Origin of the sequence: Bacillus sp. ABP14 (assembly GCF_001831375.1) — a bacterium.
In the GTDB taxonomy this organism is placed as follows: domain Bacteria; phylum Bacillota; class Bacilli; order Bacillales; family Bacillaceae_G; genus Bacillus_A; species Bacillus_A paranthracis.
This window is the reverse complement of record NZ_CP017016.1, coordinates 426,452-452,810: the sequence shown is the minus strand read 5'-3', so window position 1 is coordinate 452,810 and position 26,359 is coordinate 426,452. Positions and strand designations below refer to the sequence as shown.

Here is a 26,359-nt window from a genome sequence, read left to right as displayed (position 1 = left end):
GGTTAAACGCTTTTCTTCTCTTCTTTATCTTGCTTCAACTCAATGTACGCTTCAGTTTTTTTTTCCTCTACATTGGAGTCTTTCATAAATAGTTCACGCGCTTCTTTCATACCGCCATCTTCAGCAACTACCGGCTCTTCTTCTGCTTTCAGTTCATCTACTTTTGGAGAAACGGCTTGAATTTCAATCGTTTCTGGCTTCTCTGCTGGCTCAACCTTTTTCTTACTAAAAATTTCTTTCGTTTCTTTTAACGTCTCTACAACAGACGGCGTCAATTTTTTAATTTCTGCTACTTTTGCTTTCACTACATTTAAATCAGCAAGTTCGCGTCCTTTATCTGTAACAGTTTGCACTTTTTCTTTAATCTTTGCATTTTCACCAATTTCAATCATCTTTGTTTTTGCTTTTTCTGCAGTATTTTTTACTTTTTCACGGTTTTCTTTCTTCAACATAGATACAGCTACACCTGCAGCTACACCAATCGCAATGTTTCGAGCAATATTATTTTTCTTTGCCATATTCCTTCACCCTTTCATTTCTTATGTTAGAAAGTATTTCTTTCTAAGCTTCCTCATATTCCTTGTTCTTTTCGAATGAAAGCTAATAGCTTTGCACACCCTTCTGTTACAAGGTCATATACTTCTTGGAAATTCCCTGTATAGTAAGGGTCGGGAACGTCTGTCCAGCCACCGTCTGGAACAAAATCGGACAGCCTACCAATATAGCCTCCAGTTTTACCTAAACTTTTTAAATCTGCTATATTCTTGTTGTCCATGGCAATAATATAATCAAACTTTGTTAAGTCTTCTTTTTCTACTTGCCTTGCTTTAATTCCTTCAAAAGTGACTGCATTTTCTTTTAAAATTTTTTGTGTTCCTTTATGTGGCGGATGGCCAACATGCCAATCTCCAGTTCCTGCAGAATCAATGACAATTTTCTCTTCGAGTCCCTCTTTTACGACAAGATCTCGAAAAATCGCTTCTGCCATCGGAGAACGGCAAATGTTCCCAAGACAAACAAACAATACTTGAACCATATTTTTGTTTCTTCCTTTCTTGGTGCATTTCTTTATATATACTTATAGTATAAACAACCAATTATTAAATATAAAGGAAATCCCTACTAATTTAATAGGATTGAAAAGATTCATTAACGAAAATGATAAAAAATGTTAAGATAGCCTTATGTTATTTTAAAGGGGGACACTTCGGTGGATTTATCCGTAAAGTCAGAAGAAAACGTTGAATATATGGTCGAAGCTATTAAAGAAAAATTACGTATGGTTAATGCTGGAGCGATGAGAGCTGCTAGTTTTAATGAAGAAATGTACGAAGACTTACGTGACATTTATGAGCATGTTATGAAACGTGAAACATTCAGCATTAGTGAAATGCAAGCTATTACAGAAGAATTAGGTACATTAATTAAAAAGTAAAGGAGCCTCGTTTATGAGGCTCTTTTTTATTTCCAACAAATTCATGACAACTCTTCTCTTTCCCTCAAGCAACTGTAAAATATTGTACAATAGAAGTAGAACCTCACCTTAGATTTTTTCTCCATACATACTACTCACAAATAATAGCAACACTACCATTGCTAACTGTTTTTACTGGAGGTGCTTACTTATGAGCAATTGGTACAGTAAGACGAAAGACCAAACATTAATCGACTTAGAAACAAACGAACAACACGGTTTAACAGAAGAAATTGTAAATGGACGTTTAAAGCAATATGGTTTTAATGAATTAGCTACAAAACAAAAACGCACTTTATTGCAGCGTATTTTCGCCCAAATTAATGACGTCCTCGTATATGTCCTTATTATTGCTGCTCTTATTTCTGCCTTTGTAGGTGAATGGGCTGATGCAAGTATTATTGCACTCGTTGTAGTTTTAAATGCTGTTATCGGTGTCGTCCAAGAATCGAAAGCAGAACAAGCTTTAGAGGCATTGAAAAAGATGGCGACACCTAAAGCTATCGTCAAGCGAGATGGTGAACTAAAAGAAATTCCATCTGAGCACGTCGTTCCAGGTGATATCGTTATGCTCGACGCCGGACGATATATCCCATGCGATTTACGCCTGATCGAAACCGCAAATTTAAAAGTTGAAGAATCTGCTCTAACTGGTGAATCTGTCCCTGTTGATAAAGAGGCAATCTACCACCCTTCCATGCAAAGTGATGAACAAGTACCACTCGGTGATCAAAAAAACATGGCCTTCATGTCTACCCTTGTAACATATGGAAGAGGCGTCGGTGTTGCTGTTGAAACTGGAATGAACTCACAAATTGGTAAGATTGCTACCCTGTTGCATGAAGCAGACGATGATATGACACCACTTCAAAAAAGCTTAGCACAAGTCGGAAAGTATTTAGGCTTTGTTGCTGTAGTGATTTGTATCGTTATGTTTCTCATCGGCTTTTTACAAGGACGAGATACACTAGAAATGTTTATGACTGCTATTAGTTTAGCCGTTGCAGCTATTCCAGAAGGTTTGCCAGCTATCGTTTCCATCGTTCTTGCAATTGGTGTGCAGCGTATGATTAAACAAAATGTTATCATTCGGAAACTACCAGCTGTTGAAGCTCTCGGTTCTGTCACAATTATTTGTTCAGATAAAACAGGTACGTTAACACAAAATAAAATGACCGTTACTCACTTTTATAGTGATAACACATACGATCAATTAGAAAATTTAAATGTAAATAATGATGTGCAACGTCTATTGTTAGAAAATATGGTGCTATGTAACGATGCGTCTTACAACAATGAATCACAAACGGGAGACCCGACTGAAATTGCTCTTCTCGTTGCCGGCAGCACCTTTAATATGCAAAAAGATCATTTAGAAAAAATACATGAACGTGTAAATGAGCTGCCTTTCGATTCAGATCGTAAAATGATGTCAACCGTGCATACATATGATGAAAGCTACTATAGCATGACGAAAGGTGCTATCGACAAACTCTTACCTCGATGTACCCACATATTTAAAAACGGTAAAATCGAGGTTCTAACAGATGCTGATAAAGATCAAATATTAGAAGCCGCTAGGTCAATGTCTCAAGAAGCTTTAAGAGTACTTTCATTCGCGTTTAAACAATACAATTCAAACGATGTGGATATAGATCATCTCGAAGAAAACCTCATCTTTATTGGTCTTGTCGGTATGATCGATCCACCGCGAACTGAAGTAAAAGATTCAATTACAGAATGTAAAAAAGCCGGTATTCGCACAGTTATGATTACTGGTGACCATAAAGATACCGCCTTTGCAATTGCTAAAGAACTTGGCATTGCTGAAGAAATATCTGAAATTATGATTGGAACTGAATTAGATAACATTTCAGATACAGAACTAGCAAGCAAAATTGATCACTTACATGTATTCGCTAGAGTCTCTCCAGAACATAAAGTAAAGATCGTAAAAGCATTACGTGCAAAAGGCAATATCGTTTCTATGACTGGTGATGGCGTCAATGACGCTCCATCTTTAAAACAAGCAGATGTTGGCGTAGCGATGGGCATTACAGGAACAGACGTTGCAAAAGGGGCAGCGGATGTCGTATTAACAGATGATAATTTCTCATCTATCGTGAAAGCTGTTGAGGAAGGTAGAAACATTTATCGTAACATAAAAAAATCAATTCTCTTCCTACTCTCTTGTAACTTCGGAGAAATTATCACTTTATTTTTAGCCATTTTACTCGGCTGGGCAACACCACTACGACCTATTCACATTTTGTGGGTAAATTTAATTACAGATACGCTGCCCGCATTATCACTTGGGGTTGATCCTGAAGATCCTGATGTGATGAAGGAAAAACCGCGACATGCGAAAGAAAGCTTATTTAGTGGTAGCGTTCCTTTCCTTATTTTCAATGGGGTTGTCATTGGACTTTTAACGCTAATAGCCTTTATTGCCGGAGCAAAGTTCTATACTGGAGATACAAATTTATTCCCTCTTTTCCCAGAGCGAATTGATGAGGACGCTCTATTACACGCTCAAACGATGACATTTGTCGTTCTTAGTTTTTCTCAGCTCGTTCATTCATTTAACTTACGTTCAAGAACGAAATCGATTTTTTCAATTGGGATTTTTACAAATAAATATTTAGTCTTCTCCCTTCTTATCGGTGTTCTTATGCAAGTTTGTATCATCTCCATCCCGCCCCTTGCAAATATATTCGGTGTGCATGCATTAACGCTGCGAGATTGGGGATTTGTTCTCTTATTAAGTATCATTCCGCTTGTTGTGAATGAAATCATTAAATTAGCGAAGAAAAACTAAAAGGCAATGAGGACTATTCCTCATTGCCTTTTCATTTATCCCACTATTCACCGGGCAGTAAACATCCGATCGGTGAAGGCTAATAATCAGCGGGAATGAACAAAACCCCACTGATTAAAGTTTCACTTTATCCTTGTAATTCTTTTTTAATGTTCTCAGTTAATGTAGCCATACGTTTGCGACTTTCTTCACGCTCACGTTTGTTTTGCTCTTCAATTTGTTGTGTTTCTTGCATGCCTCTTGAAATAATGTTCCAAGTTTCCTCAAGCGTTTCCATCTTAATACTAGAAGAACCTGATAACCTCGCTACTTCCACACTTTGCGTCGCGATATTTTGTGCATTTTTCTTCAGTAATTCATTTGTACGGCGATCAAGTTCAGCCATAGAATCTGCAACAAGCTTTTGACGCTTCGCATTTACTGCTTGAATGATACCATTTTTAAAGATAGGAATCGTCGTAATAAATGCTGTATTGATTTTACCAATTAATTTATTATTACCACGTTGAATCATACGAATTTGTGGTGCTGTCAGTAACGCGACCATACGTGCTTTTTCTAAATCATCGATACGTTGTTCTAAAATTTCAACAGAGTTTTTAAGCGACTCTAATTCAATACCTGCTAATTGATCATTATTACGTACACGCTCTTCATACATCGGAACTAACTCTGTATTTAAACGCTCTAATAACATTTCTCCTGCTACTACGTATTTTTCTAAGTCTAAATAATATTTTAAGTTTTGCTCATATAAACCATCTAACGTACCAATTGATTTTTTCATTTCATCTTGATACTTCGTAATTTCCACATACACCTTATCAATTTCACGGCCCATCGTTTGATACTTGCTAAAGATTTGTTCAATCATTTTATCCGCTTTTTTGAACATACGTGAGAAGAAACCACTTTTCTCTTCCGCAAAGTCTTTGCTATCGAATCGGTCCATAATTTTACCAAGTTGTTTTAATAATTCACCCGAATCTTCTATTTTTGATAATGACATTGTATGTAAAATTTGATCAGCGAAACGTGAAATTTCCATAGAAGGTTCTTTTCCAAGTTCGATTAATTCTAATTGATCTTTAATATCTACCGCATTATAAATACGTTGTACATCTGCATCTTGTCTAAGCTGCAAGCGAACATCTTGTGCTGTTTGCTCATTTAATTCTGTTTTCGAATCTAGTATGACTGGGTTATTCATATGGTATTCTCCCTTTCCTTATAAAAATGGACGAAATAGTCCTTTTATTGTTTGTGATAAATTTTTATAGGCTGATGAACCATGAAACTCAAGATCGAAATTAACTTCTTCAAGCCAATGTGAATCAAATGCCTCCGCTTCAATATACGGTTCAATGTCGTTTCTTCCTGTTGGATTGAAGTGGAATACATCTACTCCTATTTGATTTAAAAATAGTAATAAAACAGCATCAGAACGAGTCAATTCTCCACTCTTCTCATTATTAAATATAACAATTTTTGGTACATCTTGTGAATAATCAAATTTCTCAAGCTGCTCTAAAATATTTGGTGGTATTTGAGAAAGTTGTGCAAAAACATATAGCGCTACATCTTGTTTCGTCTCTTTTGCAATTGGTTTACACATTTCACTTTCACACGTATGGATGATTGCCTCTGCAATACCATGTTGTAATCCTTCTGGCAATCGTTTATGCGGCCACCAATGACTGTTCATAATTAAATCTGGATGCAATTTTCCCCCGCGGTCTAATGCATCTCGATAATGGTATTGGAAATTTGCTTTCTGTTCTTTCGTAAACGGAAATACATTAATTAATAAACTATTATCAAATGATGTAACAGCCTTTAATCGTTGAAAATATTCTTTATCATTTTTTGAAACACCTGATATTTTCGCAAATAAAGAAGGAATATAAATGTGTTTATTTTCAACAAAGAATGTCGGGCGTACGAACGCCTTTTCCTTCGTAATTAAAAAGAGTTCATCGTATGTTGTTTTTAATGTACGAGCTACAGGCGTATAGGAACGAAATTGCCACGGCTTGTACAGCAGTGAATTATCGTGGTGAAGTACTTGCTCAATTTCTTTTGAAGCTTGATACGCTACTGTTGCTACACGCTCACGGCGACGATCTGGAAATGGTTCAAGAGAAATGCGACCTGGATGAGACACAATAAAACTTCTTCCTTCTTCATCAACATTCTCAAATCCATCTTTTCCTTCTGGATGATAATAAAGTACATCGCAGCCGAGCATAATAAGAAAATATAAGAAATATATACGGCTTTCCTGTGCATCACCGTACCAAACGATACGCGGCATTTGTTTCTTATAGTTAATCGTAGAGAACCACTTCGCTACGTAATTTTCGCTTAATTTAATCATATCGATTAAGAAACGACGGAAGCCTTCTGTCTTTAAAGATTGATTATGTTGTTTCTCATATAATTTCAATACAGAAATAAATGTCGTATGTATATAATGTTGTAAATCCGGATTGTCTACTTTTGGCAAAAGTTGTTTCCCAGATAAGTGCGCCACTAGCCTATTTACTGTTAGACCATTTGGTGCTTCTTGATGTAATCCGAACACTTCTTGAATATGACGAAGTTTTTCCGAATCGATCACTTTGTTTAAATTTTGTTCGTGTAAAACTTCGATTCCTTTCGCTTCACTATAATCAAATAATTCATTAAAATATTCATCTACATCATTAGGAACGCCAAGGATTCGACATGCTATATAACTAAATTTCATCTCATTCTCTGTCAGCTCATATTGTGGACGTTTTTCTAAAAGTGTTTCAAATTGCTTTAAATCTGATTCATCTTTTAATGCATATGGTTGAAGTGTAAAACGTGAAAACACAACAGTTCACCTCCAAAAACATTTACGTTTTTTCTAAGTCTTTCTTCTATTATAAACTATTTTTGGTTATAAAAAATGGGCGCTCGTAAAACGAGCAAACCCATTTCAATTATTTATTGTCTTCTTTAGTAGCTGCAACTTCTTCTTTAGCTTGTCCAGAATTCTTCATGTAGTGAAGTATAAATGTTGCTCCAAATGCTACAACTAAAATAATGAAGAACACTGTATGGCTTATTTCAATATGAATAACAGACAGTAACATTTTTGCTGCGATAATTAAGATTAAAATATATGCTGTCGTTTCAAGTTCTGGAATACGCTCTAACAACTTTAAGAATACACCAGCGATACCACGCATCATTAAAATACCAAGCATTCCACCTAATAATAGAATCCAAACTTCATTTGATACACCAAATGCAGCAAGTACGCTATCTACAGAGAATGCGATATCCATTAATTCAACCATCGCAACTGTTCCCCAGAAGACACCAAACATTCTGAAGAGAATACTGTTTTGGTTCATACCATGAGCTTCCTCTTCTTCTGCATTACCTTTTCGTTTATCAATAAAGTATTTAACTGAAAGCCATGCTAAGTAAAGTGCACCTAACACTTTTACCCATGCTAATTTAATTAAGAACATTCCAATTCCAATTGCAATAAATCGGAATACATAAGCTCCAATAAGTCCATAGAATAATGCTTTTTTACGTTTTTCTTCCGGAAGGTGTTTTACCATTACTGCTAATACAAGTGCGTTATCAGCAGATAACAATCCTTCAAGTACAACAAGTGTACCTATTAATCCCCAAGATACTGGATCCTGCAACACTTTAATCCACATGTCCAAGTCGAAAAACTGAGCATACGTATCAAGGATTCCTTGCAAAATACTCATCTTACCTATATCCCCTATTCTTTGCTAGATTTATAGAAAGGTCAAAAAAAGGAAACGAATATCGTTTCCCTTCTATGCATCCAAGCCATACGCTCTTACAAGAGCACCTAAACCACCTTGGAATCCACTTCCTACTGCATTAAACTTCCACTGTCCATTATGACGGTATAATTCACAAAAGACAACTGCTGTTTCAATGGAGAAATCTTCGCCTAAATCAAAACGAAGAACTTCTTCATTCGTTTCTTCATTCGCTAAACGAACGAACGCATTTCCTACTTGTCCAAAGTTTTGACTACGGCCTTCTGCATCATAAATTGTAACTGTAATAGCAATTTTGTGCACATCTGCTGGAACTTTCTTTAAGTCCACAACAAGTTGCTCATCGTCGCCTTCACCTTCACCTGTACGGTTATCACCTGTATGTAGAACGGATCCGCAAGGAGACTGTAAATTGTTATAGAAAATAAAATCAGTTTCCTTCGTACATTTTCCGTTCGCATCTAATAGGAATGCTGATGCATCTAAATCGAAATCTGATCCACCGTCGTAAGATTTAATATCCCAGCCAAGACCAATTACCGCTTTTGTTAAACCAGGACTTGTCTTACCTAAATCAATCTTTTGTCCTTTTTGTAACTGAATAGCCATTTATATTCACCTCTATATTTTAATCTTAAAGAATGTATCCATCCGCAAATATATATTTACGGATGGATATATAACTCTATTACTCTACGTCTAAACCAAAGTTATTACATAGAGACGCTAATCCACCTTGGAATCCACTTCCGATTGCATTGAACTTCCATTCACCTGCATGACGGTATAATTCACCTACTACAACCGCTGTTTCAATAGAGAAATCTTCTCCTAAATCGTAACGAATTAACTCTGCATTCTTTTCTTCATCTAAAATACGTACGAAAGAGTTAGAAACTTGTCCAAAGTTTTGGCTGCGTCCTTCTCCATCGTAAATTGTGATTGTGAAGCAAATACGTTCGATATGTGCAGGTACATTTTTCAAATCTACTTTGATAGATTCATCATCGCCTTCACCTTCGCCAGTTCGGTTATCTCCTAGATGCTCTACAGCACCATTTGCGCCTTTTGGATTATTATAGAAAACGAAATCCTCTGCACCTGAAACTTTACCGTTCGCACCTACTAAGAAAATACTAACATCTAAATCAAAATCAGCTTGTCCATCATAACGATTTGTATCCCAACCAAGTCCTACAAGAACTTTTGAAAGACCTGGATTCGTTTTTGTTAAGTCTACCTTTTGTCCTTTTTTCAATGAAATTGATGCCATACACAATTCCTCCTCGGTTTATTTTATTGATAACGTGATACAATCTCACTTAAGTTTTTATCTTGTGTGCCTTCTCCAACAGCTGAAAACTTCCATTCACTTCCGTGGCGATACATTTCACCTGCAATTAGAGTCGTTTTGCCAGCATAATTATCAGATAAATTATAGCGTGCGAATTCTTCACCAGTTTGCGGGTTTTGAATACGAATATATGCATTACGAATCATCCCGAAATCTTGACGACGATTTACACAGTCATAAATATTTACAACGAATACTAAACGATTAATACGGCTTGGAACTTTATGTAATTCTACGAAAATTGTTTCGTCATCACCAGCGCCTTCACCTGTTAAATTATCTCCTGAATGAATAATACTACCACAAGTAGAAAGCTTGTTTCCGAAGTAAACTAAATCGTTTTTATTTAAAAAACAATCCCCTTCTAACATAACAACAGATGCATCACAATCTACATTTGGTTTACTTCCAAATAATGAAGACAGAAATCCACCTGATTGCCCAATTGGATCCCAGCCTAAGCCAACCTGTAGTTTTGCTACTTTTGGTTGTCCTTTCGTTAAATCGATCTTTTGACCTTTTTCTAAAATAATAGGCATGCAGTTTCTCCCTTTCTACAAAGCATTTTCCAAATCGGAAAATATTGTATTCTTCCCTTATATTGTAGCATTATTTACCTAGTGATAAAAAGGATAAATTCTCAGTTATATGAAAACATTCATATAATTTACTTATGATGATGTAAGAAGTGATAAATAGCACCAACCATTCCTGCACAATTACCGTTTTGCGCAAGTTCAATCTCACAATTACTATAAATCTCTTTATTTAAGTATTTACTAACCTCTTCTTTTACTTCTTTTAAAAACTCATTTCCTCTAGCTGTAATTCCTCCACCAATAATAATTGTTTCTGGATTAAAAATATAAGCAAGATTACTAATTCCAATCGCTAAATGTTTAAAGAACACCTCAACTACTTGCGTAACTTCCCTATCTCCTTTATCATACAGTTCGAAAATCGTTTTCCCATTCCAATCACCTTCTCCTTTATATTTTCGGACAAGATGAATTAACCCTGAAACGGAAGCGACCTCTTCAAACGCTTTTCCTTCTATTAACATATTTCCCCACTCACCAGCACTAAACGAATGCCCTCTATATAACTCTCCATCTATAAAAATCGCTCCTCCAATACCAGTTCCAAGGGTGAGCATAATAAAGTTTCCTTTCTCTCTTCCACTACCATTCCACTTTTCTCCAAACGCTGCACAATTCACATCATTATCAATGGATACAGGAACTTTTAATACATCTTGCAATCTATTCATAATAGGAATCATACTATAGCCCGGAATATGATCCACACCTCCCGTCACAATCCCTTTATTAACGTCAACAATTCCTGCCGTACTAATACCAATTCCCCAAACCTTATGTTCCCCCATTAATTTTTTTGATAAAAGAATGAGTTTTTGAATGATTTGTTCTCCGCCCAAATGAATTTCTGTTGGAACTGTTTTATGCTTTAGTACTGTTCCTATTTCTGAAACAATTCCATATTTAATGTGTGTACCACCAATATCAAATGCAATATACTCTTTCATCTGCTGTCACTTCCTCTACTGTAATGGGTGTGAAATTCCCACTACTCTACTACTATAAAGAATTTACACTAACTCTTTTCTCTCTTGAGAAATACACCACCTTTTTCTATATATAGTTTTTTTTGCATAAAACTCTTTTTCCTATGAAATATTACAAAGGGATGTATTTTAGATGGAATATTAATTTTTCAGGAGGAAATCAATGACGAAAATTTTTATTTTAGCATCAACTCTTTCTTTATCTTTTTTTAGTGGTTTAAATATCGGTAATACAGCAACAGAAAACTTCTCTCCAATAACAAACGCGATTGTACAAAATAACGATCATCTCGCAGAAGGTAACTCAAAAGATAATAATAAACCACCTGGAAACGGTGGTTCTCAGGACGATAGTGGTTCTGGTGGCAATGGTTCTGACGGTAACGGCTCTGATGGCAGTGGTTCCGGCGGCAATGGTTCTGGCGGTAACGGCTCTGGTGGCAACGGTTCTGATGGCAATGGTTCTGGCGGCAATGGTTCCGGCGGTAGCGGCTCGGGTGGCAACGGTTCTGATGGCAATGGCTCTGATGGCAGTGGTTCTGGCGGCAATGGCTCGGGTGGCAACGGTTCTGATGGCAATGGCTCTGATGGCAGTGGTTCTGGCGGCAATGGCTCGGGTGGCAACGGTTCTGGCGGTAGCGGTTCTAGTGGTAACGGCGCTGGTAGCAATGGTTCTGGTGGTAACGGTTCTGGTGGCAATGGCTCTGATGGCAGTGGTTCTGGCGGCAATGGCTCTGGTGGCAATGGTTCTGGTGGCAATGGCTCTGATGGCAGTGGTTCTGGTGGCAATGGTTCTGGTGGCAACGGTTCTGGTGGCAATGGTTCTGGTGGCAATGGTTCTGGCGGCAACGGTTCTGATGGCAATGGCTCTGGTGGCAACGGTTCTGGCGGCAACGGTTCTGGTGGCAATGGCTCTGGTGGCAACGGTTCTGGCGGCAATAGCTCTGGTGGTAATGGCTCTGACGGCAACGGTTCTGATGGCAGTGGCTCTGGTGGCAACGGTTCTGGCGGCAGTGGCTCTCAAGGCGGAAACCGCGTTAAAGGCGATAGCAGTTCTCAAGGAGAAACTGACTCTCAAGGTGGTAACGTAAAAGATAACGCGAAAAAACAAGGCGATAAGTTACCGAATACTGCAACACATTATCCTGCATCTATTTTAATGGGATTTTCAACATTCCTAATTGGTATGTTACTATTCATTCGCCGTAAAAACGCAAAATAAAAACATATCCTTCCATCTTAAAAATACATGAAACAAATTGTAAAACTAAAAAGGACTTTGGATTGCATTTTATTATGCAGCCTAAAGTCCTTTTCATCCTTCCTATCCAAAAGAGCATTAATACGCTTTTCCCCAATACACCATTTGTTTCGCTTCTTTACCACAACAAATACATTCGTCAGCTAAATGCTCTTGCTCAAAAGGCATACAGCGAGAAGATACTCCGACTTCTTCTTTTAATTTCTCTTCACAAGCTAGTTCCCCGCACCACATTGCCTTAATAAATCCTTGCTTTTCATCAGCTACTTTTTTCATCTCTTCAAACTTCGTCACACTATACGTATTTTCATCACGAAATACTTTTGCTTTATTAAATAAAGAGTTATGAATTTCCTCAAGTAGTGCTGGAATGCGTTCTTCTAATTGATCCATTGATATAAACTCTTTTTCTTTCGTATCTCTTCTTACGAGTACAACTTGATTCTTTTCAATATCTTTAGGACCAACTTCTAATCGAATTGGAATACCTTTCATTTCATACTCATTAAATTTCCAACCTGGTGTTTTATTACTAGCATCTATTTTTACTCGTGCAACCTTTTGAATATGTCCTTGTAACTCTATCGCTTTCGCCAAAACTCCTTCTTTATGCTGCGCAATCGGTACAATAACAACTTGCACTGGTGCGACTTTAGGAGGCATTACAAGCCCATTATTATCACTATGAACCATAATCAGTCCACCTATCATTCTCGTTGATACGCCCCAAGATGTTTGGTGTACATATTGCCACTTACCGGTACGATCTAAAAATTTAATATCAAATGCTTCAGAGAAATTCGTTCCAAAGTTATGGGATGTTCCTGTTTGAAGTGCTTTCCCATCATGCATTAAGCTTTCAATCGTATAAGTTGCCTTTGCACCCGCAAATTTTTCTTTTTCTGTTTTTTGTCCTTTAATTACTGGTATCGCTAAATAGTCTTCACAGAAAGAAGCATATAGATTTAAAATATTTAACGTTTCAGCTTGAGATTCTTCTGCTGTTTCATGAATTGTATGTCCCTCTTGCCATAAGAATTCCGTTGTGCGAAGAAATGGCCTCGTTGTCTTTTCCCAACGAACTACTGAACACCACTGATTATATAACTTTGGCAAATCATTATAGGATTGCACAATTTTTGAAAAGTGCTCACAGAATAAAGTTTCAGATGTAGGGCGTATACAAAGTCTTTCTGCTAATTTTTCATCCCCCCCATGTGTCACCCATGCTACTTCAGGAGCAAATCCTTCTACATGATCCTTCTCTTTTTGTAATAAGCTCTCTGGGATAAACATTGGCATATACACATTTTCATGACCAGTTGCTTTTAACTTCTCATCCATAACTTTCTGCATATTTTCCCATAAGGCATAGCCGTACGGACGTAGAATCATACATCCTTTTACACTTGAATAATCAACAAGTTCTGCTTTTTTTACAATATCTGTGTACCACTGTGCAAAGTCCTCTTCCATCTTCGTAATCGCTTGTACTTGTTCTTTTGCCATAGTCAGTTTTCCTCCTTCTAGAAAATACAAAAAAGCCCGCGTCCCTAAATAGGGACCGAGCTTTGCCGGCGTTACCACCCTGATTCATGCACAAAAATTGCGCATGCTCTCTTTTTGATAACGGGAAATTCCCGCTGCATATGCAGAACGCAAAGGTAGGTTCCATGTTGTCTTTTTAAGAATCTTTCAGCCTGACGGATTCTCTCTCTGCTAAAAAGGTTGAACATATACTAGTCCTTTTTCATCGTTATAACAAAATAAATTTGTTGAATATCATAATATAAATTTCACTTCAAAACAAGAGTGAATTTTCTTATTTTTATATATTCTTTTCATTTTTTACAGTTTTATACGTAGCTTTTTCGTGATATTTTTAAAAGTTGATGTGCAATCATACCAATAAGTGTACCAAGTAGGACGAAGAAACCAATAAACCCATACCCCATTCCTTCCCATCCACCAATAACCATCATTGTAACAGGAAAGGATGCTAAACAAAGAAGTATTAAACTAAGTGCAAATATAATATCGAACTGCTTGTCTGGAAACCGTTTCTTTAGTAAATACGAAATAGCAAATACAAGGATAATCGTGATTCCGCCAATGATGTAAAATATACCAAATCCATCTAACCAGTCCATACTATTCCCTCCTTCCATAGATTCCCTTATACTTATTATATGTTCAACTTTTCTGAAAATAAATAATAAATTTTATTTAAAAACATATTTTTATTACTAGGTATTAATAGTAGTATATAGTAATAAGTTTTATATAATTAGGAGGATTACTTTATGGATAAAGCATTAACGAATCGTGTCATCATTTTATCATTCGACTGTTTATCAGCTTTAGATTTTCCTATACTACAAAAATTACCTCACTTCCAATCTCTAATCAAAAAGGGCACGGTTGTCGAAAAAGTAGAACCAATTTATCCTTCTGTAACATACCCAAGTCACTCAACAATCGTAACTGGTAATTACCCTAATAAACATGGTGTTGTTAGCAATACGTTACTTCAACCTGGACGTGAATCACCCGATTGGCATTGGTACCGAAAATCAATACAAGGAACAACGTTATATGATGAAGCACATAAAGCAAATTTAACGACAGCTGCCCTTCTATGGCCTGTTACCGGCAGAGCAAATATTGATTACAATTTACCAGAAATCTTTCCAAATAGACCGTGGCAAAATCAAGTTTTAGTTTCATTATTTAGCGGTAGCCCGCTATATCAATTAGATTTAAATCGTCGTTTCGGTCATATACGAAATGGACTGTCACAACCTGAACTTGATGATTTCGTACTTGCTTCTGCTGTGCATACAATCCAGACGAAAAAGCCTAATGTCATGTTTGTACATTTCACCGATTTAGACACCCAAAGACACTATCACGGCTTTGAATCAAAAGAAACAATAGCCGCAATTCATAGACATGATGAGCGACTAGGGAAAATTATTCAAGCTTTAAAAGACAGTGGACTATACGAAGAGAGCACCATTATCGCTCTTGGTGATCATAGCGCTTTAAGTGAAAACAAAGCCATTCAATTAAATGTATTATTTCATCAAAAAGGGCTTATCTCTATAAATTCAAAAGGAAAATTAGTAGACTGGAATGCTTATTGCCAAAGTTGCGATGGGTCCGCCTATGTATATGTGAAAGACAAAAACGATACCGATACAATTCGAGAAGTACAACTACTCCTTGAAGAACTGCTTCAAAATAAACAAAACGGTATTGAATTTATACTTCATGATGAGGATGCGAAGGAATGCGGTGCAGATGGCAATTGTTTATTTATGTTAGAAGCACGAGAAGGGTATTATTTCACTGAAAACTATACAGGAGATTTTATAAAAGAAATTACTGAAAAAGATGTTACGCCTAGTAAAAAATATACATTTGGTACGCATGGATACTCTCCAACAAAACCTAACTATGAAACAATTTTTATAGCTGCCGGGAAAGGAATAAAAAGCGGCATTACCATACCGTATATGAGACTTATTGATGAAGGCCCAACTATCGCTAGACTACTCGGTTTACACTTAGGTGAAACAGACGGATCAATTGTAGAGGATTTACTCCAATTGTAAAGAACTGTGTATATATGTAAAAGTTATGTAAAATTCATCATTGTTTCTCTTTTTATAATTTTTATTTTTGTACACTGTTAGTAGAACAAATTTGAGGGGGAACATTATATGAAAAAAATGTCCAGACAAGAAAAAAGCTGGATATTATACGATTGGGCGAACTCCGTATATTCGCTCGTCATTACAACCGCATTATTCCCAATTTACTTTAAAGCAGCTGCAAAAGAAGCCGGGTTATCTGGTGCAACTTCAACAGCATATTGGGGATATGCAAACTCGTTCGCAACACTTTTAATTTCTATACTTGCTCCTATTCTCGGCACAGTTGCTGATTATAAAGGATTTAAAAAACGATTTTTCACATTCTTCTTTGGACTCGGTATCGTATTTACAAGTATGCTAGCAGTCGTTCCAACATCTCAGTGGTACTTATTACTAGGATGCTATATGCTCGCATTAGTCGGTTTTGCTGGAGCAAACATTTTTTATGATGCATTTTTAGTAGATGTCACTTCTGAAGATAGAATGGATCGAATTTCTACAAGAGGTTTCGCTTTAGGCTATATTGGGAGTACTATTCCATTTATCGGTTGTATCGCTCTTATCATTCTTGCTCAAAAAGGAACTATCCCTTTATCAGTCGGCATTGCTAGTCAAATTTCATTTGCGATCACAGCTCTTTGGTGGGGATTATTTACAATTCCAATGCTAAAAAACGTAGAACAAACGCACTATATTGAACGTCACCCAAGACCAATTACAATGAGCTTCAAACGCCTTGCTGATACTTTTAAAAATATTAAAGAATATAAAACGGTCTTTATGTTCTTAATTGCTTACTTTTTCTATATTGATGGGGTCGATACAATTATTACTATGTCCACCGCTTACGGAACAGACCTCGGTATTAGTGCGACAAATCTATTAATCATATTATTCGTCACACAAATTGTAGCTTGTCCATTCGCTTTATTGTACGGAAAACTATCGGAGACATTTACCGGTAAAAAAATGCTATATGTCGGTATTATTATTTACATCATTATCTGCATATATGCTTATTTCTTAAAAACGACACTCGATTTCTGGATTTTAGCAATGCTAGTTGCTACTTCTCAGGGCGGGATCCAAGCACTTAGTCGTTCCTATTTTGCAAAACTAGTACCTAAAGAATCGGCAAATGAATTCTTCGGATTTTATAACATATTTGGCAAGTTTGCCGCGATTATGGGTCCAATATTAGTCGGTGTTACAACGCAATTAACCGGAAAAACAAACGCTGGTGTCCTTAGCATTATTGTACTATTCCTTATCGGGGGATTCTTACTAACTAGAGTTCCAGAAAATCATACATCCGTTACACCACCTAATCCAAAGACTAAAACACTATAAGAAAAAGATCCTCTTCACATAAGAAGAGGATCTTTTCTATACTTTTATTAATAACGTCCCACAATGAAAGACGCTACATCTTATACAAAAATAGTTTATCAACAGTTGTTCCTAATACTTCCGCTAAACGAAAAGCTAATGCTAAGCTTGGATCATATTTATTATTCTCAATTGCATTTATCGTTTGTCTTGAAACTTTACATTTATCAGCTAATGCACCTTGTGAAATATTATTTTCAGTGCGTAATTCATAAATTTGATTTTTCACATCTTTTCTCCTAACATGTAAAATCGTTTTTACAACATTAGTATATAATCGGTACATTTCATTGTCAAAAGACTACCACAAAAAAGGGAGCAGTTTTGCTCCCTTACAATAGTTATTTCGAGGCTAACGAACTTGTTAGTTCCTCTTTATTCGCGACATCTTCTTTATTTATTTGCATGCGTAGAACTGGTCCTATAGCAAATAAAATAAGTGCCATCGCTATACAAAATACAGTAACTAGTGAGGTCATCTCCTTCAATCCTCCAGCTAGTGAAGTTCCGATTAACATTGCCCCCATAAACAGCGGTAAAATTGTTCCATTTACTCTCCCGACCATATTTTCTGGTACAAGTTGAATCATAAGCGTACCGACAACGATATTAACACAAGCTAAACAAATACCTGTTCCAAATCTCATGAAACTAGTAATCCAAAATGATGTAGATATCCCTTCTACTAAAAATGACATCGCTAATATGCTCATACCGAATATAAACATCTTTTTCGGATTCACTTTTGAAGCGAAAACTGCAGCAACAATACCACCGATTAACATACCTATCCCATCAGCTGCGGCTAAATATTGAACTGCTTCCTTTTCCATTCCAAGCCGTTCTATTACAAGAAACACTTCTAATGGATTCGTTAGTCCAACAGCTAAGCCCATAATGGTGAAAGTAATCGTAATCATACGTAAATTTTTTGTATGAAGAACGTATTTCCACCCTTCTTTTATATCATTTTTTAATGAATCCCTCGCCACTTGCTCTTTTTCAACCCATTTTGGTAAGAACGAAAGGGCGATAGCAGATAACAAAAATAAAATGACTAAACTATATAGTGATGTAAATAAACCAAGTTGTGTATACACAAGCGATCCTACCACTGGTCCAAAAATCAGAAATAATGACTGTAATGTTTGGTTAAATGCAATCGCATTTGCTATCTGTTCTTCTTTCACGTAGCGCTTAAATATACGCGAAGATGATGGCTGAGAGAACTGACCTACAATTGCGGAAATGAGTGTTGCAAAAAATATAGCCTGCCAATAATCCAGCTTTAACAACAAGACAATACCTATAATAGATAGTACACTTAACACATCTCCAGCGACCATTGTTCTTTTCGGATTCCAGCGATCAGCTAGCGCACCACCGATAAACGAGAAAATAAAAATAGGTGCATATTCCATAACCGATAACAATGAAACGGAAACTGGATCATTATTCGTTCGCTCCATTATGAAATATAGAAGGGCCATATTTCTGATCCAAATTGCAAATTGTTGTAAAATATCAGACGCCATAACGAGCATAAATGCTCGGTTTTTAAATAAAGCGTTCATTTTCATTCCCCTTTCATAAACCGACCGTTCGGTCTAATTTATTTTATAGAAAAGCAACTGACTTATTATTCAGCTGCCATTCCTTTTAACAATACATCTATTGCCTTTTTATAAATACGTTGTAGCTCTTTATAATCTAACTCGTAATAAAGTACTCCAAGCCCTGATAATAATCCATTCACAATATACATAAGATCGCGCGTATTATCTTCCCGAAACTCTCCAGACTGTATGCCTGCTTCAATTAGTTTCTCAAACATAACATACGATTCTCTAGTTAAAGCTAATAGTTCATCCAAAATCTCTTTACTTACAACTTGGCTCATAGAGAATTCCTCTATTGCATTTGAAATTGGTTGCTGTATGTCCTCGACATGATATTCCGCGAGACCATATAGTTTTTCAGTATTCGTACTATACAACTTCTCTTTTTCATTCCATTTTTCAAGCCAATCATACGTATGCTGCTTTACTACAAATAAAAATAATTCTTCTTTACTTTTAAAGTGATAATAAATGCTTCCTTTACTTCGCTCTGTAATTTCACAAATCTCTTCCATAGATGTAGCTGCATAGCCCTTCTGTGAAAACAAACTTTCTGCTTTATATGCAATTTCTTTCTTTATCTCTTCTGCACTTCTTCTCATATTCACACCTCTTTAAACCGACCGTTCAGTCTAATAATAACAAATCAAAAACCTCTATCGCAAGAGGCTATATTCCTTATTTAAGAAAACGTACTTTCAAACCATGTTCGAATCATATGTATGATTCCAATTTTAAATCCTAATTTAACAAGAAATACGCCTCCCGCAGCTAATAAAAATAACATTACTTTCCCCTTGTTTTTCACTTTCGGTTCCCTTTTCATTTCTATTCCCCTTAGTACGTTAAAAATATTAATCAAACGTTTGTTTAACTGTTTTTATGCATATGTAAGCCAACTAATCAAACGTTTGTTTTAAAAAGAAATACGCCTATATAAGGCGCATTTTCATCAATCACCGCCACCTCCGCCACCATCGCAGCTGCCTCCGCTATCTCCACCAGAAGACCCTCCACAATCATGTGAAACTCCATGCGAGCTATCATTATCAGATCCCGCAAAGAAAAATAATGGTGATGAGTTGTTAGATGAGTTATGAATGTTATTTTGTTTTGTAAGATTTACCTTCTTTTTGTTTGATCGAACTGCTGTTAAGATTGTTACAACTACAACAAATAATAGTATGAAAATAATAAATTCCATATAAAAACCTCCCTTAATCTTCGAATAATTGAATAGTTCTCTCTAGATTTTCAAGTGAAATAAAGCGCGATTCACGAAGGATCTCTTTTCCATTATAAAATAATAAAACTGTTGGCCCTGTAAATACTGCATATCGCCCTGCAATTTCTTGCATGTCTTGTAGTAATATTTCTACTTTCTCTACGTAATCATAATTCTCTAATAGACCATTTACTTTTCTTAGCATAACATCACAGACACCACAATTTTCCGTTTTAATAAAGAGCAGTACTAATTGTTGTTCTTCAACATATGTTGCTAATTCTTCTATCGTTTCAAATGTATTCATCTTATCCCTCTTAGCGTAATTTACGAAATACCTTATCTTGGTACATACGAAAAGCTGAACTATCTTTCATTTTCCTCTTTTCCATTACCTGCTGAAAACGCAGCGTTTTTGTTGTTAACTCTTCTTGTAATTTTTTTCTCTCCGCTTCATCATAACAGCACGCAATTAAGTCTTCTATTTTTAATATATCTTTTTGTAGTTCCATTTCTGGTGGAATCATGCCCGCATTTTTTAAAATTTTATAACTCATTCTCAGTTCTGGAGGTATCGTTGAAAGGTCTTCTAATTGTAGTGGTTTTCCTTTTCCCGGAATATGATCAAGGTCTCCATTCCGTATTGCTTGTCGAATTTTTTCTTCAGCAATGTTCAAAAAGACATCCACATTACTCCCTCCCTTACATATTTTTACTATTATTTTACATGAAATTTCATTATCTTGCTACGCTATTACAAATTGACCTCATACAATTTTTTCTCAAATTTAACTCCAAGAAGCCCTTTCCTCTCTAATCGATATTTTATTTTCATGTGTAATCTGTATTAGAGCCATTTCATATTGAGAAAGTCTTTTCGAATTCAATAAAGCGTTTACACCAAATCTTACATTTGCTACGATTTAATCAGCTTCAGCTCCTTGTATAGACTTCGTGATGTCTGATCATTTTCATCTAGATTCATTTTGATTTATTGGCGCATGCCTTTAAATATATCTTTTATTTTGAAAGGAGAAATGGCTATGAAATCAAAAAAATTCACACTGCTATTACTATCCCTACTACTCTTCTTACCTCTTTTTCTCACAAACTTTATTACTCCCAATGTCGCATTAGCAGATTCACAAAAGCAAAGTCAAAAAATTGTTGGGTATTTTCCTTCATGGGGCATTTACGGACGTAATTATCAAGTTGCAGATATTGATGCATCAAAGCTAACTCATTTAAACTATGCTTTCGCTGATATTTGCTGGAATGGAAAACATGGAAACCCTTCTACTCACCCTGATAATCCAAATAAACAAACGTGGAACTGTAAAGAATCTGGTGTACCACTGCAAAATAAAGAGGTCCCTAATGGTACTCTCGTACTCGGTGAGCCGTGGGCTGATGTCACAAAATCTTATCCTGGCTCAGGTACAACTTGGGAAGATTGTGATAAATACGCACGCTGCGGAAATTTCGGCGAACTGAAACGATTAAAAGCTAAGTATCCTCACCTAAAAACAATTATTTCCGTTGGTGGCTGGACTTGGTCTAACCGCTTTTCTGACATGGCCGCTGATGAAAAAACAAGAAAAGTATTCGCTGATTCTACAGTCGATTTCCTACGCGAATATGGATTTGACGGCGTTGATTTAGATTGGGAATATCCAGGCGTAGAAACGATTCCTGGTGGTAGTTATCGCCCTGAAGATAAGCAAAACTTCACCCTACTCCTTCAAGATGTTCGAAATGCATTAACGAAAGCTGGTGCAGAAGATGGTAAACAATATTTACTAACAATTGCATCAGGTGCAAGCCAACGTTATGCTGATCATACAGAGCTAAAGAAAATCTCTCAAATACTGGATTGGATTAATATTATGACATATGATTTCCACGGTGGATGGGAAGCTACTTCTAATCATAATGCAGCTCTATACAAAGATCCAAATGACCCAGCAGCGGATACGAATTTTTACGTAGATGGTGCGATAGACATTTATACAAATGAAGGGGTTCCAGCAGATAAACTCGTATTAGGTGTACCATTTTACGGACGCGGGTGGAAAAGTTGTGGAAAAGAAAATAACGGACAATACCAACCTTGTAAACCAGGTAGTGATGGAAAGCTCGCTTCTAAAGGAACTTGGGATGATTATTCTACCGGTGACACAGGTGTGTACGATTATGGTGATTTAGCAGCTAATTATGTTAATAAAAATGGTTTTGTTCGCTATTGGAACGATGTAGCAAAAGTACCTTATTTATATAATGCGACTACGGGCACGTTTATTAGCTATGATGACAACGAATCTATGAAATATAAAACAGACTATATAAAGACAAAAGGTTTAAGTGGTGCAATGTTTTGGGAGCTTAGTGGTGACTGTCGCACAAGTCCAAAATATAGTTGTAGTGGACCAAAATTACTTGATACGTTAGTAAAAGAATTACTAGGTGGACCTATTACTCAAAAAGATATTGAGCCACCAACAAACGTAAAAAATATTGCTGTAACAAATAAAAATTCAAACTCAGTTCAATTAAACTGGACGGCATCTACTGATAACGTAGGAGTTACGGAATATGAAATTACTGCTGGAGAAGAGAAGTGGAGTACAACAACAAATAGCATTGCAATTAAAAACTTAAAACCCAATACAGAATACACATTTTCAATACTAGCAAAAGATGCTGCTGGGAATAAATCACAGCCTACTTCTATTATTGTAAAAACAGATGATGCTAACACAACACCTCCTGGTGGAAATAGCAATGCTACCTTTTCAGTCACTTCAAATTGGGGAAGTGGTTACAACTTCTCGATTGTAATTAAAAATAGTGGAACGACCTCTATTAAAAACTGGAAATTAGAATTTGATTATAACGGCAATTTAACACAAGTTTGGGATTCTAAAATTAGTAGTAAAATAAATAATCATTACGTAATTACGAATGCAGGATGGAATCGTGAAATTCCTCCTGGTGGATCGATTACAATCGGAGGAGCAGGAACAGGCACTCCTGCTGAACTTGTAAATCCATCCATTAGCGAAAACTAAACGTAACTTCCAATAATTATTTCACTAAAGTTTGAATTTAGGTTTGATTCCTCTCTCCTAAATTCAAACTTTTAATTTTATGAAAAATCACAAATCAACATTATAATAACCTATTATAACTATATTTAGTTTACAATATGAAGTTCGTGTGAAGTTCACCTGAATTTTACATGAATTTCCTTTAAGCTCTATTGTCTTCCTATACTAATCACATTATCCTTTACATATAGGAATTATTTTCATTCCATTTCAAACTATCTATATATACATAAAGAAGGATAGTCGCCTATTAGGGAAAGGCATCTAGTATTATTATAAATATAAACATAACAAAAGAAAAAGCACGCTTATAAGCGCACCATAAGAGTGCTTCTTCATACAATTCTCATGTAAGAGTTCTCGAAAATCATGTTAATCACAAAGAAAAGGCATTAGCTTATACAAGCTAATGCCTTTTCTTTATTCATATTGTTCAGCGTTCCATTCTTCTATATTCCACACTTTTGTTATCCACGCTTCATAAAAAGAAGGCTCATGTGATACAAGTAAAACGGTTCCTTTATATCGTTGTAGCGCTTCCTGCAACGCCTTCTTTGTTTCTAGATCCAAATGATTAGTTGGTTCATCTAAAATTAAAACATTACTTTTCTTTACGATAAGTTCACATAAACGTACTTTCGTTTGTTCTCCTCCGCTTAATAAACGAATAGGTTTTAATACATGTTCTTCTTGCAATCCACACTTTGCTAATGCTTGGCGCACTTCTTTCTTTGTCATATCTGGTCGTTCTGCCCAAACTTTCTCTAAGGGTGTTGTTTCTGAAGCAAACTCTTCCTGGGCAAAATACGCAGGATTTACTCGTTCTCCAACAGAAATTGAACCGCTTAGCGGCTTAATTTGACCTAATAATGTTTTTAACATCGTCGTTTTTCCAATTCCATTATGACCAATAATCGCTATCTTTTCTCCTTTTTTCACTTGTAAATTCAACTCTGGACATAAAGGATCACTATAACCTATCCTTAGTTTCTCAGCTTGCAATATACGACTCACCGGCTCCTCATAAACATTGAAATCAAAACGGGATCGAGTTACAGAATGAATCTTTTCAATCCTTTGCATTTTCTCTAATACTTTCTCTCGACTTTTAGCCTGTTTCGCTTTTCGAATTTTATTTTTTTGAATAAATATTTCTAACTGAGAGATTTCTTTTTGTTGTTTCGCATACGCCGATTGTAATTGTTTCTTTTGCAATTGGTAACTTTGCACAAACTTTTCATAGTTTCCTACGTATCGCTGCACTTTTCCTCCTTCTAGATGAAAAATAACATTTGTAATACTGTTCAAAAATAGTTCATCATGCGAAATGATTACATAAGCTTTTTCATACAGTCTCAAATACGATTGCAGCCATTCTATATGAGCTGTATCTAAATAGTTTGTTGGCTCATCTAACAATAAAACATCAGCTTTTTCTAAAAGGAGCTTCCCAAGTAATAACTTTGTTCGCTGCCCTCCACTTAACTTTGAAACATCCTTTTTAAGCCCTATTTCAAATAATCCTAAACCGATTGCTACTTCTTCAACTTCTGTATGAATGTGATAGAAATTAGAGCTTTCCAATATAGTTTGTAATTCTCCATACTTTACTAACAGTTTTTCTACTTCTCCTGCTCCATTCATTTCTTCAGCAATTTTTAACATTTCGTATTCAATCGCATACAAATCAGCAAATGCACTTTGCAAGTATCCCTCAATTGTCATCCCTTCTTGTAAATCCATATGCTGCTGCAAGAAACCTACCTTCACATGCGGAAACCATTCAATGTTCCCATCATCATGTATAAGTTCTCCTGTTAAAATCCTTAGCAATGTTGATTTTCCAATTCCATTTTGCCCTACTACCCCAACATGCTCGCCCTTCAATATTCGAAAACATGCATTATATAAAATGGTTTTCTCACCATACGAATGACTTAAATTTTCTACCGTTAATATACTCATTATTTTCTCTCCTTTACTTATGATTCATAAGCTAAATAGAGAGAGCAACAGTATAAAGCCTTATTTAATTGTGCATATAAAAAATGGGTAAGGTGAATACACCTTACCCATTACATATTATCGTAAGAAAGGATTAAGGTTCTTTACCTGCTGTCTTCAATTTAGCTTAATCGATAAAAATGGGCAGACTTCTCCCATATCAAGCTAAAACCATTTGAAGAACAGTTGATAAAGTCATTTTATCCTTTCACTCCTTTAACATTTGTTATATTAAGAGTATAAACTACTCTTTTATATTCTATTCTCTATTGTTCTTTTTGTTCCTTCTCCGTTTTATCGTTCTCTGCATAAATTTCTTTATACATCTTTTCTAATGCATATGGACTTGTAAAGATAATTGTTAACGATTTCCACATATAAATTCTTCTTTGTAATTCTATCCCATACTCTTTACTCACTATATTTTTCACTTCTGGGATATGATCTTCAGTTTGAAATTGTTGCACAGACTTCAATTCATTCGTTTTAAAATCTGTTAAAAATCCTATTACACTTCGCCCATGTTCCTGTGACCTTTCTTCTAAATCAAACTGAATCGAATGAACGAAACCTAAAACGTGAAAGATTTGAGCATGCAACCCGACAGCAGCACGCTTTTCCATTAAGTTGTAGCACTCTCGTTTTAACTCTTCTACTATTTCTAAAGAATTTCTATTAACTTTCCTTTTGCCAACAAACATAATTTTTACAATATGAGCGACTGCTCCCATACTTTTTAATACACTCTCTAGAATTTCTACCGCATCTTCCACATAACCATTTGTAATTATAGAATGAATAAATTCATCTAATAATGCTTGAAACTTTTTAACTAAATGTAAATCACATAATTCTGGTACACCTTTTCTCAATTGATCCCGGCCTTGAACCCACTTTAAAACTTCTATCATTTCTTCTTCTTTTAATTCATGATGTTCCATACCATACTTCATTAATAAAATATAATTTTTTAATAAGGACTTTCCTTCTTCAAGATTATCAGCTGTTAACGAATCAACTATTTGCTCTATAGATTTCATCTTTCTCCCCCTAAAAAAAAA

Annotated in this window: 26 protein-coding genes and 1 other annotated feature; of the genes, 6 read left to right on the top strand and 20 right to left on the bottom strand. The window is 35.8% G+C overall.

The window, feature by feature from the left end; translation table 11 throughout:
• Positions 1–2 precede the first annotated feature (2 nt).
• Complete coding sequence (locus BGI23_RS02360; RefSeq protein ID WP_001085393.1) at positions 3–518, bottom strand: DUF4075 domain-containing protein; 516 nt, start codon at positions 516–518, stop codon at positions 3–5.
• A 53-nt stretch (positions 519–571) separates the two neighbouring features.
• Entirely contained in the window at positions 572–1,036 is a 465-nt protein-coding gene (locus tag BGI23_RS02355; RefSeq protein ID WP_000250909.1) for a low molecular weight protein-tyrosine-phosphatase, read from the bottom strand.
• A gap of 174 nt (positions 1,037–1,210) precedes the next feature.
• Here BGI23_RS02355 and BGI23_RS02350 point away from each other — a divergent pair, with 174 nt between their 5' ends.
• Both BGI23_RS02350 and BGI23_RS02345 read left to right on the top strand, forming a co-directional pair.
• Positions 1,211–1,435, top strand: coding sequence for a DUF1128 domain-containing protein (locus BGI23_RS02350; RefSeq protein WP_000366197.1), 225 nt, complete (start codon positions 1,211–1,213; stop codon positions 1,433–1,435).
• Between the two features lie 190 nt (positions 1,436–1,625).
• Positions 1,626–4,292 (top strand): cation-translocating P-type ATPase, encoded by a 2,667-nt coding sequence (locus BGI23_RS02345; RefSeq protein ID WP_070805154.1) that lies wholly within the window; start codon positions 1,626–1,628, stop codon positions 4,290–4,292.
• A 127-nt stretch (positions 4,293–4,419) separates the two neighbouring features.
• Here the strand turns inward: BGI23_RS02345 and BGI23_RS02340 are convergent, their stop codons facing one another.
• The 7 genes from BGI23_RS02340 to BGI23_RS02310 form a co-directional block, all read right to left on the bottom strand.
• The gene (locus BGI23_RS02340) at positions 4,420–5,502 is read right to left on the bottom strand and encodes a toxic anion resistance protein (protein ID WP_001064400.1); all 1,083 of its coding nucleotides are present in this window, start codon (positions 5,500–5,502) and stop codon (positions 4,420–4,422) included.
• 18 nt (positions 5,503–5,520) lie between these two features.
• Positions 5,521–7,152, bottom strand: a complete 1,632-nt coding sequence (locus BGI23_RS02335) for a YceG family protein (RefSeq protein WP_070805153.1) — start codon at positions 7,150–7,152, stop codon at positions 5,521–5,523.
• Positions 7,153–7,261: 109 nt separating this feature from the next.
• Positions 7,262–8,053: a TerC family protein gene (locus BGI23_RS02330; RefSeq protein ID WP_000025694.1), complete on the bottom strand. Its 792-nt coding sequence runs from the start codon at positions 8,051–8,053 to the stop codon at positions 7,262–7,264.
• A 72-nt stretch (positions 8,054–8,125) separates the two neighbouring features.
• Positions 8,126–8,704, bottom strand: coding sequence for a TerD family protein (locus tag BGI23_RS02325; protein WP_001007533.1), 579 nt, complete (start codon positions 8,702–8,704; stop codon positions 8,126–8,128).
• Between the two features lie 79 nt (positions 8,705–8,783).
• A complete protein-coding gene (locus BGI23_RS02320) occupies positions 8,784–9,368 on the bottom strand; it encodes a TerD family protein (RefSeq protein ID WP_000146723.1) in 585 nt (194 codons plus the stop codon).
• A 23-nt stretch (positions 9,369–9,391) separates the two neighbouring features.
• Positions 9,392–9,988, bottom strand: coding sequence for a TerD family protein (locus BGI23_RS02315; RefSeq protein WP_070805152.1), 597 nt, complete (start codon positions 9,986–9,988; stop codon positions 9,392–9,394).
• A gap of 128 nt (positions 9,989–10,116) precedes the next feature.
• Positions 10,117–10,995, bottom strand: coding sequence for an ROK family protein (locus BGI23_RS02310; protein WP_070805151.1), 879 nt, complete (start codon positions 10,993–10,995; stop codon positions 10,117–10,119).
• Positions 10,996–11,197: 202 nt separating this feature from the next.
• Between BGI23_RS02310 and BGI23_RS28580 the strand changes: the two genes are divergently transcribed.
• Positions 11,198–12,256, top strand: coding sequence for an LPXTG cell wall anchor domain-containing protein (locus BGI23_RS28580; RefSeq protein WP_070805150.1), 1,059 nt, complete (start codon positions 11,198–11,200; stop codon positions 12,254–12,256).
• 117 nt (positions 12,257–12,373) lie between these two features.
• Here BGI23_RS28580 and proS read toward each other — a convergent pair whose 3' ends face one another.
• Both proS and BGI23_RS02295 read right to left on the bottom strand, forming a co-directional pair.
• Positions 12,374–13,804: a proline--tRNA ligase gene (proS, locus tag BGI23_RS02300; protein WP_001040954.1), complete on the bottom strand. Its 1,431-nt coding sequence runs from the start codon at positions 13,802–13,804 to the stop codon at positions 12,374–12,376.
• Positions 13,805–13,851: 47 nt separating this feature from the next.
• Positions 13,852–14,058, bottom strand: a binding site (T-box leader).
• A 93-nt stretch (positions 14,059–14,151) separates the two neighbouring features.
• Positions 14,152–14,445 (bottom strand): YesK-like family protein, encoded by a 294-nt coding sequence (locus BGI23_RS02295; RefSeq protein ID WP_000383851.1) that lies wholly within the window; start codon positions 14,443–14,445, stop codon positions 14,152–14,154.
• Between the two features lie 153 nt (positions 14,446–14,598).
• Between BGI23_RS02295 and BGI23_RS02290 the strand changes: the two genes are divergently transcribed.
• Both BGI23_RS02290 and BGI23_RS02285 read left to right on the top strand, forming a co-directional pair.
• Entirely contained in the window at positions 14,599–15,912 is a 1,314-nt protein-coding gene (locus BGI23_RS02290; RefSeq protein WP_000356446.1) for an alkaline phosphatase family protein, read from the top strand.
• 108 nt (positions 15,913–16,020) lie between these two features.
• Complete coding sequence (locus BGI23_RS02285) at positions 16,021–17,304, top strand: MFS transporter (RefSeq protein WP_044790809.1); 1,284 nt, start codon at positions 16,021–16,023, stop codon at positions 17,302–17,304.
• Positions 17,305–17,377: 73 nt separating this feature from the next.
• Here the strand turns inward: BGI23_RS02285 and BGI23_RS02280 are convergent, their stop codons facing one another.
• The 7 genes from BGI23_RS02280 to BGI23_RS02250 form a co-directional block, all read right to left on the bottom strand.
• Entirely contained in the window at positions 17,378–17,629 is a 252-nt protein-coding gene (locus BGI23_RS02280) for a helix-turn-helix transcriptional regulator (RefSeq protein ID WP_002078892.1), read from the bottom strand.
• A 55-nt stretch (positions 17,630–17,684) separates the two neighbouring features.
• A complete protein-coding gene (locus BGI23_RS02275; RefSeq protein ID WP_000992549.1) occupies positions 17,685–18,917 on the bottom strand; it encodes an MFS transporter in 1,233 nt (410 codons plus the stop codon).
• A gap of 65 nt (positions 18,918–18,982) precedes the next feature.
• Positions 18,983–19,564: a TetR/AcrR family transcriptional regulator gene (locus tag BGI23_RS02270; protein WP_001254436.1), complete on the bottom strand. Its 582-nt coding sequence runs from the start codon at positions 19,562–19,564 to the stop codon at positions 18,983–18,985.
• 80 nt (positions 19,565–19,644) lie between these two features.
• A complete protein-coding gene (locus BGI23_RS02265; RefSeq protein ID WP_000817976.1) occupies positions 19,645–19,788 on the bottom strand; it encodes a hypothetical protein in 144 nt (47 codons plus the stop codon).
• A gap of 126 nt (positions 19,789–19,914) precedes the next feature.
• The gene (locus tag BGI23_RS02260; protein ID WP_070805149.1) at positions 19,915–20,166 is read right to left on the bottom strand and encodes a hypothetical protein; all 252 of its coding nucleotides are present in this window, start codon (positions 20,164–20,166) and stop codon (positions 19,915–19,917) included.
• Positions 20,167–20,179: 13 nt separating this feature from the next.
• Positions 20,180–20,494 (bottom strand): thioredoxin family protein, encoded by a 315-nt coding sequence (locus tag BGI23_RS02255; protein ID WP_001091219.1) that lies wholly within the window; start codon positions 20,492–20,494, stop codon positions 20,180–20,182.
• A 10-nt stretch (positions 20,495–20,504) separates the two neighbouring features.
• Positions 20,505–20,876: a DnaJ family domain-containing protein gene (locus tag BGI23_RS02250; protein ID WP_070805148.1), complete on the bottom strand. Its 372-nt coding sequence runs from the start codon at positions 20,874–20,876 to the stop codon at positions 20,505–20,507.
• 354 nt (positions 20,877–21,230) lie between these two features.
• Here BGI23_RS02250 and BGI23_RS02245 point away from each other — a divergent pair, with 354 nt between their 5' ends.
• Positions 21,231–23,255: a glycosyl hydrolase family 18 protein gene (locus BGI23_RS02245; RefSeq protein ID WP_070805147.1), complete on the top strand. Its 2,025-nt coding sequence runs from the start codon at positions 21,231–21,233 to the stop codon at positions 23,253–23,255.
• 459 nt (positions 23,256–23,714) lie between these two features.
• Here the strand turns inward: BGI23_RS02245 and BGI23_RS02240 are convergent, their stop codons facing one another.
• Positions 23,715–25,259 carry an ABC-F family ATP-binding cassette domain-containing protein gene (locus BGI23_RS02240; RefSeq protein ID WP_000025938.1) on the bottom strand — a complete coding sequence of 515 codons (1,545 nt, stop codon included), beginning with the start codon at positions 25,257–25,259 and terminating at the stop codon, positions 23,715–23,717.
• A 305-nt stretch (positions 25,260–25,564) separates the two neighbouring features.
• Positions 25,565–26,338 (bottom strand): hypothetical protein, encoded by a 774-nt coding sequence (locus tag BGI23_RS02235; RefSeq protein ID WP_070805146.1) that lies wholly within the window; start codon positions 26,336–26,338, stop codon positions 25,565–25,567.
• Positions 26,339–26,359: the final 21 nt, after the last annotated feature.

Coding starts and splice junctions, on each gene's coding strand:
- BGI23_RS02360 (WP_001085393.1), bottom strand. CDS start 518: ATGGCAAAGAAAAATAATATTGCTCGAAACATTGCGATTGGTGTAGCT.
- BGI23_RS02355 (WP_000250909.1), bottom strand. CDS start 1,036: ATGGTTCAAGTATTGTTTGTTTGTCTTGGGAACATTTGCCGTTCTCCG.
- BGI23_RS02345 (WP_070805154.1), top strand. CDS start 1,626: ATGAGCAATTGGTACAGTAAGACGAAAGACCAAACATTAATCGACTTA.
- BGI23_RS02340 (WP_001064400.1), bottom strand. CDS start 5,502: ATGAATAACCCAGTCATACTAGATTCGAAAACAGAATTAAATGAGCAA.
- BGI23_RS02330 (WP_000025694.1), bottom strand. CDS start 8,053: ATGAGTATTTTGCAAGGAATCCTTGATACGTATGCTCAGTTTTTCGAC.
- BGI23_RS02325 (WP_001007533.1), bottom strand. CDS start 8,704: ATGGCTATTCAGTTACAAAAAGGACAAAAGATTGATTTAGGTAAGACA.
- BGI23_RS02320 (WP_000146723.1), bottom strand. CDS start 9,368: ATGGCATCAATTTCATTGAAAAAAGGACAAAAGGTAGACTTAACAAAA.
- BGI23_RS02315 (WP_070805152.1), bottom strand. CDS start 9,988: ATGCCTATTATTTTAGAAAAAGGTCAAAAGATCGATTTAACGAAAGGA.
- BGI23_RS02310 (WP_070805151.1), bottom strand. CDS start 10,995: ATGAAAGAGTATATTGCATTTGATATTGGTGGTACACACATTAAATAT.
- BGI23_RS28580 (WP_070805150.1), top strand. CDS start 11,198: ATGACGAAAATTTTTATTTTAGCATCAACTCTTTCTTTATCTTTTTTT.
- proS (WP_001040954.1), bottom strand. CDS start 13,804: ATGGCAAAAGAACAAGTACAAGCGATTACGAAGATGGAAGAGGACTTT.
- BGI23_RS02295 (WP_000383851.1), bottom strand. CDS start 14,445: ATGGACTGGTTAGATGGATTTGGTATATTTTACATCATTGGCGGAATC.
- BGI23_RS02290 (WP_000356446.1), top strand. CDS start 14,599: ATGGATAAAGCATTAACGAATCGTGTCATCATTTTATCATTCGACTGT.
- BGI23_RS02285 (WP_044790809.1), top strand. CDS start 16,021: ATGAAAAAAATGTCCAGACAAGAAAAAAGCTGGATATTATACGATTGG.
- BGI23_RS02280 (WP_002078892.1), bottom strand. CDS start 17,629: ATGTACCGATTATATACTAATGTTGTAAAAACGATTTTACATGTTAGG.
- BGI23_RS02275 (WP_000992549.1), bottom strand. CDS start 18,917: ATGAACGCTTTATTTAAAAACCGAGCATTTATGCTCGTTATGGCGTCT.
- BGI23_RS02270 (WP_001254436.1), bottom strand. CDS start 19,564: ATGAGAAGAAGTGCAGAAGAGATAAAGAAAGAAATTGCATATAAAGCA.
- BGI23_RS02265 (WP_000817976.1), bottom strand. CDS start 19,788: ATGAAAAGGGAACCGAAAGTGAAAAACAAGGGGAAAGTAATGTTATTT.
- BGI23_RS02260 (WP_070805149.1), bottom strand. CDS start 20,166: ATGGAATTTATTATTTTCATACTATTATTTGTTGTAGTTGTAACAATC.
- BGI23_RS02255 (WP_001091219.1), bottom strand. CDS start 20,494: ATGAATACATTTGAAACGATAGAAGAATTAGCAACATATGTTGAAGAA.
- BGI23_RS02245 (WP_070805147.1), top strand. CDS start 21,231: ATGAAATCAAAAAAATTCACACTGCTATTACTATCCCTACTACTCTTC.
- BGI23_RS02240 (WP_000025938.1), bottom strand. CDS start 25,259: ATGAGTATATTAACGGTAGAAAATTTAAGTCATTCGTATGGTGAGAAA.
- BGI23_RS02235 (WP_070805146.1), bottom strand. CDS start 26,338: ATGAAATCTATAGAGCAAATAGTTGATTCGTTAACAGCTGATAATCTT.